At 59.7% G+C, this 13,614-nt stretch carries 13 protein-coding genes; 7 read left to right on the top strand and 6 right to left on the bottom strand.

Annotated elements, in window-relative coordinates; translation table 11 throughout:
* Position 1 precedes the first annotated feature (1 nt).
* The 4 genes from IH404_RS10295 to fabB all read left to right on the top strand — a co-directional run bounded on the left by IH404_RS10295 (position 2) and on the right by fabB (position 4,826).
* A complete protein-coding gene (locus tag IH404_RS10295; protein WP_122733761.1) occupies positions 2–931 on the top strand; it encodes an ABC transporter substrate-binding protein in 930 nt (309 codons plus the stop codon).
* Positions 928–2,829, top strand: a complete 1,902-nt coding sequence (locus IH404_RS10290; protein ID WP_005786609.1) for an ATP-binding protein — start codon at positions 928–930, stop codon at positions 2,827–2,829. Before IH404_RS10295 ends, IH404_RS10290 begins: the two co-directional genes overlap by 4 nt.
* Positions 2,830–3,078: 249 nt before the next feature.
* Positions 3,079–3,594 (top strand): 3-hydroxyacyl-[acyl-carrier-protein] dehydratase FabA, encoded by a 516-nt coding sequence (gene fabA / locus IH404_RS10285; RefSeq protein WP_122733760.1) that lies wholly within the window; start codon positions 3,079–3,081, stop codon positions 3,592–3,594.
* Between the two features lie 11 nt (positions 3,595–3,605).
* Positions 3,606–4,826: a beta-ketoacyl-ACP synthase I gene (gene fabB, locus IH404_RS10280; RefSeq protein WP_005786601.1), complete on the top strand. Its 1,221-nt coding sequence runs from the start codon at positions 3,606–3,608 to the stop codon at positions 4,824–4,826.
* A 186-nt stretch (positions 4,827–5,012) separates the two neighbouring features.
* Here the strand turns inward: fabB and IH404_RS10275 are convergent, their stop codons facing one another.
* Entirely contained in the window at positions 5,013–6,638 is a 1,626-nt protein-coding gene (locus IH404_RS10275) for a methyl-accepting chemotaxis protein (RefSeq protein WP_194440368.1), read from the bottom strand.
* 95 nt (positions 6,639–6,733) lie between these two features.
* Positions 6,734–7,756, bottom strand: a complete 1,023-nt coding sequence (locus tag IH404_RS10270) for an amidohydrolase family protein (RefSeq protein WP_122733758.1) — start codon at positions 7,754–7,756, stop codon at positions 6,734–6,736.
* A gap of 138 nt (positions 7,757–7,894) precedes the next feature.
* On the opposite strand from IH404_RS10270, the gene IH404_RS10265 reads away from it, so the two are divergent.
* Both IH404_RS10265 and IH404_RS10260 read left to right on the top strand, forming a co-directional pair.
* Positions 7,895–8,311 carry an OsmC family protein gene (locus IH404_RS10265; protein WP_194440367.1) on the top strand — a complete coding sequence of 139 codons (417 nt, stop codon included), beginning with the start codon at positions 7,895–7,897 and terminating at the stop codon, positions 8,309–8,311.
* 64 nt (positions 8,312–8,375) lie between these two features.
* Entirely contained in the window at positions 8,376–9,242 is an 867-nt protein-coding gene (locus IH404_RS10260) for a pirin family protein (protein ID WP_194440366.1), read from the top strand.
* Positions 9,243–9,326: 84 nt separating this feature from the next.
* Here the strand turns inward: IH404_RS10260 and IH404_RS10255 are convergent, their stop codons facing one another.
* From IH404_RS10255 to IH404_RS10240, 4 genes are all read right to left on the bottom strand, one after another.
* Entirely contained in the window at positions 9,327–10,055 is a 729-nt protein-coding gene (locus tag IH404_RS10255; RefSeq protein ID WP_194440365.1) for a dienelactone hydrolase family protein, read from the bottom strand.
* A gap of 201 nt (positions 10,056–10,256) precedes the next feature.
* Positions 10,257–12,161: a molecular chaperone HtpG gene (gene htpG / locus IH404_RS10250; RefSeq protein ID WP_005786592.1), complete on the bottom strand. Its 1,905-nt coding sequence runs from the start codon at positions 12,159–12,161 to the stop codon at positions 10,257–10,259.
* 89 nt (positions 12,162–12,250) lie between these two features.
* Positions 12,251–12,703: a PaaI family thioesterase gene (locus tag IH404_RS10245; RefSeq protein ID WP_122733755.1), complete on the bottom strand. Its 453-nt coding sequence runs from the start codon at positions 12,701–12,703 to the stop codon at positions 12,251–12,253.
* On the bottom strand, positions 12,700–13,176 hold the full coding sequence (locus tag IH404_RS10240) for a PaaI family thioesterase (protein WP_005786588.1): 477 nt from the start codon (positions 13,174–13,176) through the stop codon (positions 12,700–12,702). Before IH404_RS10240 ends, IH404_RS10245 begins: the two co-directional genes overlap by 4 nt.
* Before the next feature lie 156 nt (positions 13,177–13,332).
* On the opposite strand from IH404_RS10240, the gene IH404_RS10235 reads away from it, so the two are divergent.
* Positions 13,333–13,590, top strand: coding sequence for a hypothetical protein (locus IH404_RS10235; protein ID WP_005786587.1), 258 nt, complete (start codon positions 13,333–13,335; stop codon positions 13,588–13,590).
* Positions 13,591–13,614 lie beyond the last annotated feature (24 nt).

Here is a 13,614-nt window from a genome sequence, read left to right as displayed (position 1 = left end):
CATGGCCGATCAGTCACGGATGACCCTCTTGCAGCTTTCACGATTGTGGCGCCGTGGCGTGCTGCTCGCGTGCCTGCTGCTGGCGGTGCCGGCGTGGAGTGCCGATATCCTGCTGACGGCTGCCGAAGACGGCGCCGGGGTGCAAGCCTTCACCCAGGCCCTTGCCCAGCAGCGCCCCGACGATCAGGTCAGCTTCACCCCGCTCAAGGACTTGCCGGCACCAAGCCAGTTGCCCGCCGGCACTCGCTTGATCCTCCTCGACCTGCCCAGCCTCGATTGGCGCCTGCTGGATACCCAGGGACCGCCGACCCTGGTGCTGCGCATCAGCCGTCTGCAGGCTCGGCAACGCCTGGGCAATACGCACCCGGCCAAAATCAGCCTGCTATGGAGCGACCCGCCGCTGGAGCGTCAGTTGCGCCTGATCGCCGACACCCTGCCGCAGGCACGACGCATCGGTGTGCTTTACGGTGCCGACAGTGAATTCCTGCTGCGCGAGCTGATCCGGTTTGCCACCCCCCTGGGCCTGGAAATCGTGCCTCAGCTCTGGGACAACACCAGTGACAGCCGCCCGCTGCAAACCCTGTTCAAGAACAGCGATGTGCTGCTCGGCCTTGACGACCCGCAACTGTACAACCCCAAAACGGTAAAGAACCTGCTGCTGAGCAGCTACGCCCAGCAACTGCCCCTGATAGGGCCCAATGCCGGGTTTGTCCGGGCCGGCAGCCTGGCCAGCACCTACAGCGATCAGCCCGACTGGCTTGCCGTGCTCGACCGTCTGCTGGATCACCCGCCGGCCAATTGGCCGCACACGTTGTACCCGCAGCACTTCAAAGTCGTGGGCAACCCGCAAGTCGCGCGCTCACTGGGCATCGAACAGGTTGATGAAACCGCCGTCGCCGCCCGCTTGGCCGAAGGAGAGAAACGCCCATGACCTTGCGTCGCCGTTGGGATATCAACACCCGCACCCAGCTCATTACCCTGGGCCCCGCGTTATTGTTGACCCTGCTGTTGATCAGCTTCTTTACCTTCGTACGGATCCAGGATTTGCGCCAGGAGCTGGACCACACCGGCCAATTGATCGCCAACCAACTGGCGCCCGCGACTGAGTATGGAGTGATTTCCGGCAACAACGATGTGCTTGAAGCCCTGCTGCGTGCGACCTTGGCCACGCCTCACGTGCGCTTCCTGGAGATTCAGAACAGCGCCGAAAACATTCTGGTGTATGTCGAACAGCCGTCGGAAAGACGCGACCGTTCACTGTCCGTGAAGGTGTTCCAGGCGCCAATCCGCCTGCAACACATCCAGCTCAACAATGACTTTTTCCAGGACAACCTCAACGAACCCAAGGCCCCCCGAGCCGACTACCTGGGGCGGGTGATTGTCGGCATGTCCAACGACGCGTTCAGCCAGCGCCAGCAGGAAATCCTGTTCAAGGCCGGGATCCTGGCGCTGTTCGCCTTGCTGTTTACCTTCCTGCTGGCACGACGCCTGGCGGCAAGCCTGTCGCAACCAATAAGCGCGATGGGCCATGCGGTCAAGGCTATCCAGCAAGGCGATTACAAAACCCCGCTACCGATTGTCGATGACTCGGAGCTGGGAGACCTTTCGCGGCATATCAACAACCTGGCCGAAGGCTTGAACCAGGCCAGTCGCGAGCAGCAACAAGCCATGGCCCAGTTGATCCAGACCCGCGAGGAGGCCGAGCGCGCGAACAATGCCAAATCGGACTTCCTGGCGATGATGAGCCATGAACTGCGCACACCCATGAACGGCGTGCTGGGCATGTTGCAACTGCTGGAAACCACCGACATGACTGCCGAACAGACCGAGTACGCGGCGCTGGCCTCAGAGTCCACCGAGCACCTGCTCAAGGTGATCAACGATATCCTCGACTTCTCACGCATTGAGCGCGCCGCCCTGGAACTGGAACATATTGCGTTCAACCTTGCCGACCTGATCAACAGTTGCGCCCAGGCCTTCCAGCACAGTGCCCAGCAACGCGGGCTGAGCCTGGAACTGCCGATTCCCGCGGGCATGGAGGCCCTGCGGGTACGAGGCGACCCGACGCGGATCCGGCAGATCCTGGTAAACCTGATCGGCAATGCGTTGAAATTTACCGAACGCGGCAGCGTGACCGTCGAGCCCCATTGGCAAACCCTGGACCACGAACTGGTGTGGTTCACCTGCACGGTGCGCGACAGCGGTATCGGTATTTGCGCCGAACGCCTGGAGCTGATGTTCGATGCGTTCCAGCAGGCCGACAGCTCCATTTCCAGACGTTACGGCGGGACTGGCCTGGGCTTGCCCATCGCCCGCACCCTGGCCGAACGCATGGGTGGCACCTTGCGGGCCCAAAGCGAAGAAGGTCGGGGCTCTGTGTTTACCCTGGAAATCCCGCTGGCCATCGATCAGCAACAAGTACAGGCCATTACGCCCGACGCCCTCGGCAAGGCCAGTGCCGGCGAAGGACGCCACGTATTGCTGGTGGAAGACAACCCGGTCAACCGCACCGTGGTCGAAGCAATGCTGCGCAGCCTGGGCTTTGAAGTCAGCCTGGCCACCGACGGCGCCGAGGCGATCCGCAGCGCCGAGAGCCTGATCTTCACTGCTATCCTGATGGATTGCCGGCTGCCATTGATCGACGGCTACGAAGCCACTCGCCAGATTCGCCAACTGCCTGGCTGCGCCGATCTGCCGATCATTGCCCTGACGGCCAATGCCTTGCAGGGCGACCGCGAAGCCTGTCTGGCAGCCGGAATGAACGATTACCTGGCCAAGCCGTTCAAACGCACGGATTTGCAGCAAATCCTGCAACGCTGGGTGCAATAGCGCCGCGCCATCAACCAACTGCGACTGGCGTGAAAGACGAAAGTGCGGCAGTCTTAGGCACCCGAACGGGCCGACAAACAGGTCCGGTTTAAAATTTCAGTGCACAAGTGTACATTGAGTGCCTTGCCGCTGTGACTTTCACTACAACGCAATAGTCTATGTGTAGGCTGCCGCTATGAGGCATGAACGCTTCATTCGGTTCGGGAAGATTTGCCCAACCCAGCCGCATGGGATTATTGAGGAGCTCGCATGACCAAACAAAACGCCTTTACTCGGGAAGACCTGCTGCGCTGCAGTCGCGGTGAGCTGTTCGGCCCAGGTAACGCGCAACTGCCCGCCCCGAACATGCTGATGGTGGATCGCATCACCCATATCAGCGAAGAAGGTGGCAAGTACGGCAAAGGTGAATTGGTCGCCGAGCTGGATATCACCCCGGACCTCTGGTTCTTCGCCTGCCACTTCGAAGGCGACCCTGTGATGCCAGGCTGCCTGGGCCTTGACGCCATGTGGCAACTGGTCGGTTTCTACCTGGGCTGGCAAGGCCTGCCGGGCCGCGGTCGCGCCCTGGGTTCGGGCGAAGTGAAATTCTTTGGCCAGGTCCTGCCGACCGCCAGGAAAGTCACCTACAACATTCAAATCAAGCGCGTCCTCAAGGGCAAGCTGAACCTGGCCATCGCCGACGGTTCGGTGACTGTCGACGGTCGCGAGATCTATACTGCCGAAGGCCTTCGGGTCGGCGTATTCACTTCCACTGACAACTTTTAAGGGTTATCCGCATGCGCCGCGTCGTTATCACTGGTCTGGGCATCGTTTCTTGCCTGGGCAATGACAAAGAGACCGTCACCGCTAACCTGCGTGCAAGTCGCCCTGGCATCCGCTTCAACCCGGAATATGCCGAAATGGGTCTGCGTAGCCAGGTTTCCGGCTCCATCGACCTGCCCCTCGAAGAACTGATCGATCGCAAGATCTATCGCTTCGTCGGCCACGCTGCCGCCTACGCCTACCTGGCCATGAAAGACGCGATCGCCGATTCTGGCCTGAGCGAAGACCAGGTTTCGAACGTACGCACCGGCCTGATTGCCGGCTCCGGCGGCGCATCGACCCTCAACCAGATGGAAGCGCTGGATATCCTGCGCGAAAAAGGCGTGAAGCGCGTTGGCCCGTACCGTGTAACGCGGACCATGGGCAGCACCGTTTCCGCCTGCCTGGCGACGCCGTTCGCCATCAAGGGTGTGAACTACTCGATCTCCTCCGCGTGCGCCACCAGCGCCCACTGCATCGGGACTGCCGTTGAGCAGATCCAGCTGGGCAAGCAGGACATCGTATTCGCCGGCGGCGGTGAAGAAGAGCATTGGAGCCAGTCGTTCCTGTTCGACGCCATGGGCGCACTGTCCACCCAGTACAACGAAACCCCGGAGAAAGCCTCCCGCGCCTACGACGCCAAGCGTGACGGTTTCGTCATCGCCGGCGGTGGCGGCATGGTCGTGGTTGAAGAGCTGGAACACGCCCTGGCCCGCGGCGCCAAGATCTACGCGGAAATCGTCGGCTACGGCGCGACGTCCGACGGCTACGACATGGTTGCCCCAAGCGGCGAAGGCGCGATCCGCTGCATGCAGATGGCCATGTCCACCGTTGATACCCCAATCGACTACCTGAACACCCACGGCACCTCGACTCCGGTCGGCGACGCCAAGGAAATGGAAGGCGTGCGTGCGGTATTCGGCGACAAGGCTCCGGCCATCAGCTCTACCAAGAGCCTGTCGGGTCACTCCCTGGGCGCCGCCGGCGTTCACGAAGCGATCTACTGCCTGCTGATGATGGAAGGCAACTTCATGGCCGGCTCGGCCAACATCGACGAGCTGGACCCAGCCGTTGCTGATATGCCGATCCTGACCAAGACCCGTGAAGATGCAAAAATCGACACCGTGATGAGCAACAGCTTCGGCTTCGGTGGCACCAACGCCACCCTGGTGCTGAAACGCTGGCAGGGCAAGTAAGCCCCGCAGGTCGATCACATGAAAAAGCCCCGACTGGTTCGGGGCTTTTTTTGCGCTTTGATTTGAAACCGCGTCGCCTTCATCGCAGGCAAGCCAGCTCCCACCTTCGACCGCGCTCATCCTGAAGGAATACGGTCCAGTGTGGGAGCTGGCTTGCCTGCGATTGGGCCAACCCGGTTCCCCGCCCTACACCGAAAACCGCGCCACCATCGAATTCAGATCCACCGCCAACCGCGACAGCTCCTGGCTCGCGGCGCTGGTCTGGTTGGCGCCGGTCGACGTCTGGTGCGCCAGGTCGCGGATATTCATCAAATTGCGATCCACCTCACGCGCCACCGCCGCCTGCTGCTCCGACGCGCTGGCAATCACCAGGTTGCGCTCGTTGATCAGGGTAAACGCCGAGGCAATCTCTTCCAGCGCCATGCCCGCCGATTTGGCGATATCCAGGGTGGAGCGCGCCCGCGTATTGCTGTGCTGCATGGAGCTGACCGCCTGGTCGGTGCCCTGCTGAATCCCGCTGATCATCTGCTCGATTTCCTGGGTCGACTGCTGCGTGCGATGGGCCAGGGCACGCACTTCATCGGCCACCACCGCAAACCCGCGCCCGGCATCTCCGGCTCGCGCCGCTTCAATCGCCGCATTCAGCGCCAGCAGGTTGGTTTGTTCGGCAATCGAGCGAATCACGTCCAGTACTTTGCTGATGCCATAGACCTTTTGCGCGAGATCCTCGACCTGAGTCGCATTGGCGGTCACATCCGTGGCCAGGGCTTCAATCGACACCACCGTTTGCTGCACCTGTTCGCGGCCCTGCTGGGCAATACGGTCAGACTCGCGTGAAGCATGGGAAGTCGCCACGGCATTGCTCGCCACCTCCTCCACCGCCGCCGTCATCTGGTTGACCGCCGTGGCGGCCTGCTCAATTTCCTGGTTCTGCTGATGCAGGCCCCGAGTGGCGTCTTCCGTCACACAACTGAGCTCTTCGGAAGCGGAGGCCAATTGGTTCGACGACTCGGCAATGCGCCGGATAGTATCGCGCAGGTTCTCCTGCATCCCCTTGAGGGCCTGCTGCAAACGTGCCGGCTCATCGCTGCCGGTCACGCTGATCTCGCCGGTCAGGTCGCCACTGGCCACGCCCTGGGCCACTTTCAGCGACTGCGCCAGCGGCAGCACGATGCTGCGGGTCAGCCAGACCGCCAGGCCAACGGTGATCAGTGCCGTGAGGACGATCATGCCAATCACCCCGGTACGCGACTGACTGAACACGCTCTGCGCCAGACTGGCCGCCTGGTTGGCACTGGTTTTATTAAGGCTGACCAGGTCATGCAGGGTTACAGCCATCTCATCGGCCAGTTGATTCATCTCGCCGTTGACCACTTTGATCGCCGCGTCGAGTTGATCGGCCCTGGAGAACGCCATCACCTGCTCCTGGCGTTGCAGGTATTGCTGCTCCTGGCTCTTGAAGCGATCGAACAAAGTGCGTTCTTCAGGCAGCACGATCAACGCTTCATAGAGGGTTTGTGCGTGGTGCAGGCCACTTTTGAGGTCTGCCAGCTTTTGCTCATTCTGCGCGCGCGCCTGCGGGTCGCGATTGATCAGCAGGCGTAAGGTCAAGGCACGTACACGCAGCAAATCCTGGCTCATCTCCCCCACCGCCATCACACTGGGCAACCAGTTGTTCTCCACCTGGTCCGACTGCTGGCGCATATTGGCCATCTGCAACAGGGCAAAGCCGCCCAGCGCAAACACCATCAAGGCCAACACACCAAAGCCCAAGCCGGCGCGGGGGGCAATATTCAAACTACGGATATTCATGCCAGGGTTCCTTCCAAAAGTACTGCATCTACCTGCAGCGGGTCTCCTGGAGTTATCGGCACCTGGCGCCGTTTATATAAGACCGAAACGCGATATCAGCGCGCGCTGGCATCGCGAGGCGGCTTAGGCAGGATCGCGAGGAAGTTGTCCCGGGCCACCTTGTTGGCCACCGCTTGCGGCAAGGCATCGAGGAAGGGATCGAAACGGCGCATCTCCTTACCCAGTTTATTGAAACGCCCTACAACGTCAGAACCCAGCATGAAGCGCTCCGGGAAGCGCTCCACCAGCGTTATCCATTCGGGCCGAGGCTTGCCCGCCTCATCCAGCAGGTAAGGAGTGAGCATGCTCCAGGACAGGTCGATGTACAGATTGGGGTACGCTTCGAGCATACGGCTCAAGGTTGGCAGGAGAAAATCCATCTGCACCTGGTGTCGATGGATTTCCTTGCTGGTACCACCATGGGCCCAGATAAAGCGCGTATGAGGATGGTTGCGCAGCGGCTCTTCGACTTCCGCCAGGTACAGCGGGTTGCGCTCGCGCTTTGAGGTGATGTTGGAGTGCAGCAGCACCGGCAAGTCATTTTCAGCGGCCAGGTGATAGATACGCGTCATGGCTTCGTTGTTGGCGCGGGGCGTGTCGCCGGAGGTCAGCGCGGTAAGGTCGTCGTGGCGGGTAAACACTTCACCGATGCCCTGCCACAGCCCGGGGTTGAGGTCGATCATGCGCTGGATATGGGCAGCGGAATTCTTGTCGTTGGGGTTGAAACCGGCCAGGAACGGATGAAAGTGCTGGCGCTGCTCAGGGGTCAGTTTATTCACCGCCGCCGCGACAATGACATCGGTGGCGCTGTACCAATAGGCATCGGCGTCGTCTCCGGCGTAATAGCGCGGACGCTTGGGTTCGTCCTCGTGCCATTTCTTGGCCACGGGAATCCCGGAAATCATGACGTGCTCAATGCGGTTGTCCGCCATGGCCTTGAGCAGCTTGTCCATGCCCGCTGTTTCCTGGAAAAAATCCACGTAATGCAGGTGCGCATCGCTGTAGGCATAGTCGCGAGCCTGGGCGACATGGCTGCTGGCAGCGAGCAACAGGGCAAGACTCATGCGAATCCCAAGCACGTTGAAACCTCGATAGGGGCTGATACGGGTAGACCTCGCGTCAGGCATCAGGGTTCAGCGTGGAAAAACCTGGAACACCCAAGTGCCAGCATGTTCTATTACTGCATGATCGTCATCCACAGCCCTGTGAGGTTCGCCATGCCTGTTACCGTGAATACGTTGAACGCTGAAAACTTCCGTCACAGCGTCAATATCAATAACCACGAACTGTTTACCGACCTGCCCAAGAGCCTGGGAGGCGATGATTCTGCGCCCTCCCCCCATGATTATTTCGATGCCGCTCTGGCGTCATGCAAAGCCTTGACCGTGAAGCTCTATGCGCAGAAGAAAAACATCCCGCTCACCGGGGTCACTGTGGAAGTCGCCCACGAAGCCGCCGAAGAGCAAAAAGGCAAATACAAACTCAACGTCAAGCTCACCCTCAAAGGCGTTCTTACCGACGAACAGCGCAATGAACTGCACCGCGTCGCCGACAAATGCCCGGTACACAAGCTGATGACCACTGCGGATGTCACCATCGAGACAAAATTATCGGAAGGCGCCTTCAGCCAATAGCACCATCGCCCCGTCGAGCGGGTTATGCTCAGTAGCATTCAACCCGCTCAGACAGGGATGCACCATGACCACCCTCACCGTGATCCGCCCCCGCGCCGAAGATGTCGAGGGTCAGCCGATCCTGCGCCCGCTGCCCTCCCGTGAATGCCGTAGCGTCGGGCCCTTTGTGTTTTTCGACCATATGCTGCCGACCGCCTATGCGCCGGGTACCGGCATGAATATCCGCCAACATCCGCATATCGGCCTGTCTACCCTCACCTACCTGTTTGAAGGCGCCTTGCAGCACAAGGACAGCCTCGGCTCGGATCAGGTGGTGCAGGCCGGCGATGTCAGCTGGATGACCGCTGGCAGCGCGATTGCCCATGTTGAACGCACTCCTGAAGCGCTCAAGGCCAGTGGTTTCAACCTGCATGGCCTGCAAGTATGGCTCGCCTCCCCCAAAGACCACGAGACAGGCCCGGGGCACTACAGCCATCACCCCGCGGCGAGCTTGCCGATAAGCGATAACCTGGGTGTAAAGGTGCGTCTGATTGCTGGCGACGGCTTCTGTCTCAAATCACCGGTGCCGGTGCTCTCGCCGACCCTGTATGCCGAGGTGCAGATGCAAACAGCCACCACCTTGCTGATCCCCGATGAGCATGAGGAGCGCGCGGTGTATGTGCTGGAAGGTGAGGCGCAGCTCGACGGTGAGTCGCTGGCAGTGCATAGCCTGGTGGTATTGCCGCCAGGGCAAGAGATGACATTGTTTGCCGAAACCGACTGCCATGTGGTGGTGTTTGGCGGGGCGCCGCTGGACGGGCCGCGGCGGATCAACTGGAATTTCGTGGCGAGCGATCCGGCAGTGATCGAGCACGCCAGACAGCGCTGGGCTGCTGGGGACTGGCCGACGGTGCCGGGGGAGTCAGAACGAATTGAGTTGCCTGTGAAATAGCTATCGCAGGCAAGCCAGCTCCCACACTGGATGGGTGTGCACCTTGAAATGTGGGAGCGGGACTTGCCCGCGATGGCGTCAGAATCAGCCCTTGAACACTTCATCCAGCAAGTTATGCATCGACTGAAAAGCCCGCGCAGCGGTCTTGGCGTCGTACATCATCTTGCCCGGCACATTGGCATGGGGGTCGGTGAAGGAATGCACTGCGCCGCCGTAGCTCAGCAACTGCCAATCCACACCCGCTGCGTTCATTTCCTCTTCGAACGCTGGCAGTTGCTCTTTGGGCACCAATGGGTCGGACGCACCATGCAATACCAACACTGAACCCTTGATGTTTTTCGCATCCGCCGGGTTCGGCGTGTCGAGGGTACCGTGGAAAGAGACAGCCGCCTTCACCGGCGCACCGGTACGCGCCAATTCCAGAGAGCAGCAGCCGCCGAAGCAGAAACCGAAGGTCGCCAGCTTCGACGTATCAACAGCTGCCTCGGTCTGGCCTTGCAGTTGCTCGAAGGCCGCCTGCATACGCTTGTTCAACAACGGACGATCATTTTTCAACGGCATCATCGCTGCGCCGGCTTCATCGCCATTGGTCGGGCGTACGGTTTGCCCATACAAATCGGCAATCAGCACCACGTAGCCTTTGCCGGCAACACTCTTGGCGATTTCTTCGGCACCCGCACTCACACCCATCCAGTTCGGTGCCATCAGCAGCCCCGGCAGCGGGCCCTTGTGGCTGGCATCGAACGCCAGGCGGCTTTCATAAGACTGGCCATCAATCTGATAGACCACGGAACGTACTGTGACTTGGCTCATCATTTTCTCCAATTCAGATGGATTGACGATGCTCCCTGTAGGAGCGAGCTTGCTCGCGAAAAACGTGAGATCACCGCGTTCATTCAGCATTTGCGCGTTATCGTTGACATTCTTCGCGAGCAAGAACTAGGCGTCCCCCTCGCTCCTACAGTAGAGCAAGAACGAAAAAACCCGCCGAAGCGGGTTTTTTCTACAACGGTGTTAAACCGACAATTCAACCAACAGCTTGTTCAGTCGGCGCACATAGGCGGCCGGGTCCTTGAGGCTGTCGCCAGCGGCCAGAGCCGCCTGGTCGAAGAGGATGTGCGACAGGTCGCCAAACCGCTCTTCGCTCTGCTCGCCATCGAGTTTCTCGATCAGCGGGTGAGCCGGGTTGAATTCGAAGATCGGCTTGGAGTCCGGGACCTTCTGGCCGCTGGCTTCAAGGATCTGACGCATCTGCATGCCCAGGTCCTGCTCGCCAATGGCCAGGATCGCCGGGGAGTCGGTCAGGCGGTGGGAAACCCGCACTTCACTGACTGCTTCGCCAAGGGACGCCTTGATCCGTTCAACCAGGCCCTCTTTGGACTTGGCGACTTCTTCGGCGGCTTTCTTGTCTTCCTCGGAATCCAGGTTGCCCAGATCCAGGTCGCCACGGGCAACGTCAACGAACGACTTGCCGTCGAACTCAGTGAGGTAGCTCATCAGCCACTCATCGATACGGTCGGTCAGCAGCAGCACTTCGATGCCTTTCTTGCGGAAGACTTCCAGGTGCGGGCTGTTTTTAACCTGCGCGTAGGTTTCGCCGGTCAGGTAGTAGATCTTGTCCTGACCTTCCTTGGCGCGTGCCAGGTAGTCAGCCAGGGACACAACCTGCTCGCCGTCTTCGCCCTGAGTCGAAGCAAAACGCAGCAGGCCGGCGATTTTTTCCTTGTTGGCAAAGTCTTCCGCCGGGCCTTCCTTCATCACCTGACCGAAGTTTTTCCAGAAGCTCTTGTATTGCTCAGGCTCGTTCTTCGCCAGTTTTTCCAGCATGTCGAGCACGCGCTTGGTCAGCGCCGACTTCATGGAGTCGATGATCGGGTCTTTTTGCAGGATTTCCCGCGACACGTTCAGCGACAGGTCGTTGGAGTCAACCACGCCCTTGATAAAGCGCAGGTACAGCGGCAGGAAGGATTCCGCCTGGTCCATCACGAACACGCGCTGCACGTAGAGCTTCAAGCCCTTCGGCGCTTCGCGCTGGTACAGGTCGAACGGAGCACGGGCCGGTACGTAGAGCAGCGAGCTGTATTCCAGCTTGCCTTCAACCTTGTTGTGGCTCCAGCTCAGCGGGTTTTCGTAGTCGTGGCCGATGTGCTTGTAGAACTCCTGGTATTCCTCGTCCTTGATCTCGGTACGCGGACGGGTCCACAGGGCGCTGGCGCGGTTGACGGTTTCCCATTCCTCGGCAGGCTTCTCTTCGCCTTCGGCAGCTGTCTGTTCTTTCGGCAGCTCGATCGGCAAAGCGATGTGGTCGGAGTATTTCTTGATGATGTTGCGCAGGCGCCAGCCATCGGCGAATTCGTCTTCACCGGATTTCAGGTGCAGCACGATGCGGGTACCACGGTCTGCCTTGTCGACAGTGGCGATTTCAAACTCGCCCTCGCCTTTGGACGCCCAATGCACGCCTTCGCTGGCGTCGAGGCCGGCACGGCGGCTGAATACTTCAACCTTGTCGGCAACGATGAAGGCCGAATAGAAGCCCACGCCGAATTGGCCGATCAGGTGAGAATCTTTTTTCTGGTCGCCCGACAGGTTCTTCATGAAATCTGCGGTGCCGGATTTGGCGATGGTACCCAAGTGGGTAATCGCGTCCTCACGGCTCATGCCGATACCGTTGTCTTCGATCGTGACGGTCTTGGCGTCCTTGTCGTAGCTCACACGGATTTTCAGTTCCGCGCCACCTTCCAGCAACTCAGGCTTGGACAGGGCTTCGAAACGTAATTTGTCGACAGCGTCAGAGGCGTTCGAGATCAATTCGCGAAGGAAGATTTCCTTGTTGGAATACAGCGAATGGATCATGAGGTGCAGCAGTTGCTTCACCTCGGTCTGGAAGCCCAGGGTTTCCTTTTGAGTTTCCACACTCATGGTCATCAAACTCCAATTGGATGGCAGTGGCCGCGCCCGAAAGGGTTGGCGGCGGGTTGTCATCAAAGTTGGGGGCTAAGACCGGGATTTCAAGGGCGAGCCAATTCCTCAATCTTGAAATGTGCGCGGGCGGTGGCAATCGGCTCGGCCTCGGTGGTTTGCCAGGCGGTGATCGCCACATTGGCGACGCGCCGGCCCTGGCGCCACACCTGGCATTTGGCGTAAGTGTCACGAAACTGGCCGGCGCGCAGGTAATCCAGGGAAAAGTCGATGATTTTTGGCAGGCCCGGAGCCCCGGTAAATACCCGTAGATGCAGGGCCGCCGACAGTTCCATGAAGCCGGCGATCACCCCGCCGTGCAACGCCGGCAATATGGGGTTACCAATATTGTCCTTGTTGGCCGGCAGGCGAAACAGCAGCTCATCTCCCAGGCGGGTGCATTCGATGCCGATCAGCTTGGCGTAGGGCACCAAGCCCAGCAGGGCGTCGTAGTTGCCACGCTCAAGAGCCTGCTCCAGGCGGGTCTTGAATCGATGCGTCATGCCTGCTCTCCCTTGATCGTGCTGCCCAGCCCTTGCGTGCCTTTCAGGCGCTTGCCCATACGCATGAACGTGCCCACCACATGGGCGATGGGTTGTTGCGGGTCATCCTGATAGGCGAACCCGCGCGTAAAGATCACATCGGTGGTCACCCGGTAACATTGCGCGAAGCCATACACCGGCTTGTGCGGCTCGGCCGCACGCATGTAGTCGATACGCAGGTCCAGGGTCGGGCACACCTCGAATTCAGGTAATACGCACAAGGTGGCCATGCCGCAGGCTGTGTCCATCAACGAGGTCAGGGCGCCACCATGAATCACGCAGGTCGCGGGATCACCAACAAGATGGGGCCCATACGGCAACACCAGGGTCATGCCCTCCTCGCTTGCAGCGTGGACAGCCACACCCAGCACCTGGCAATGGCGCAGCGCCGAGACAAAGCGCGCGGCACGCTCTAACAAGGGGTTTTCGGTCATTGTTTTTAGACTCTTATTAGTGTGAAAGCAGTGGACTAAATCGCCGAAAAAAGTTTTTGTGCGAAAAGCGTTATATATCTGTGGGACAAAAGGAACTAATGCTGGCCCCTTGGGTTCGAAAGGCCAGTAGATATCTTCAATAAGGAGAAACACCCCATGCGCAAGACATTAGCTATTTCCATGATGCTGGCCGCTGCACTCGGTCTGGCTGCCTGCGACAAGAAATCCGAAGACAAAGCCCAGGATGCCGCTGCACATTCTGAGCAAGCACAGCAAGACATGGCTAAAGCACAGGATAAAGTGAACGACGCTGCGAAAGAAAACGCCGAAGCTGCCAAAGCTCAGGCTGAATCGAACGCCGAAGCTGCAAAAGAAGCTGCACCTGCCGCACCTGCAGAACCTGCCAAGCAGTAATTGCCGGGTGTGAACCTGTAGTGC

The organism is Pseudomonas sp. OST1909 (assembly GCF_015277575.1).
Classification (GTDB): Bacteria; Pseudomonadota; Gammaproteobacteria; order Pseudomonadales; family Pseudomonadaceae; genus Aquipseudomonas; species Aquipseudomonas synxantha_A.
This window is presented reverse-complemented; position numbering and strand designations above follow the sequence as displayed.

Coding starts and splice junctions, on each gene's coding strand:
- IH404_RS10295 (WP_122733761.1), top strand. CDS start 2: ATGGCCGATCAGTCACGGATGACCCTCTTGCAGCTTTCACGATTGTGG.
- IH404_RS10290 (WP_005786609.1), top strand. CDS start 928: ATGACCTTGCGTCGCCGTTGGGATATCAACACCCGCACCCAGCTCATT.
- fabA (WP_122733760.1), top strand. CDS start 3,079: ATGACCAAACAAAACGCCTTTACTCGGGAAGACCTGCTGCGCTGCAGT.
- fabB (WP_005786601.1), top strand. CDS start 3,606: ATGCGCCGCGTCGTTATCACTGGTCTGGGCATCGTTTCTTGCCTGGGC.
- IH404_RS10275 (WP_194440368.1), bottom strand. CDS start 6,638: ATGAATATCCGTAGTTTGAATATTGCCCCCCGCGCCGGCTTGGGCTTT.
- IH404_RS10265 (WP_194440367.1), top strand. CDS start 7,895: ATGCCTGTTACCGTGAATACGTTGAACGCTGAAAACTTCCGTCACAGC.
- IH404_RS10260 (WP_194440366.1), top strand. CDS start 8,376: ATGACCACCCTCACCGTGATCCGCCCCCGCGCCGAAGATGTCGAGGGT.
- IH404_RS10255 (WP_194440365.1), bottom strand. CDS start 10,055: ATGAGCCAAGTCACAGTACGTTCCGTGGTCTATCAGATTGATGGCCAG.
- htpG (WP_005786592.1), bottom strand. CDS start 12,161: ATGAGTGTGGAAACTCAAAAGGAAACCCTGGGCTTCCAGACCGAGGTG.
- IH404_RS10245 (WP_122733755.1), bottom strand. CDS start 12,703: ATGACGCATCGATTCAAGACCCGCCTGGAGCAGGCTCTTGAGCGTGGC.
- IH404_RS10240 (WP_005786588.1), bottom strand. CDS start 13,176: ATGACCGAAAACCCCTTGTTAGAGCGTGCCGCGCGCTTTGTCTCGGCG.
- IH404_RS10235 (WP_005786587.1), top strand. CDS start 13,333: ATGCGCAAGACATTAGCTATTTCCATGATGCTGGCCGCTGCACTCGGT.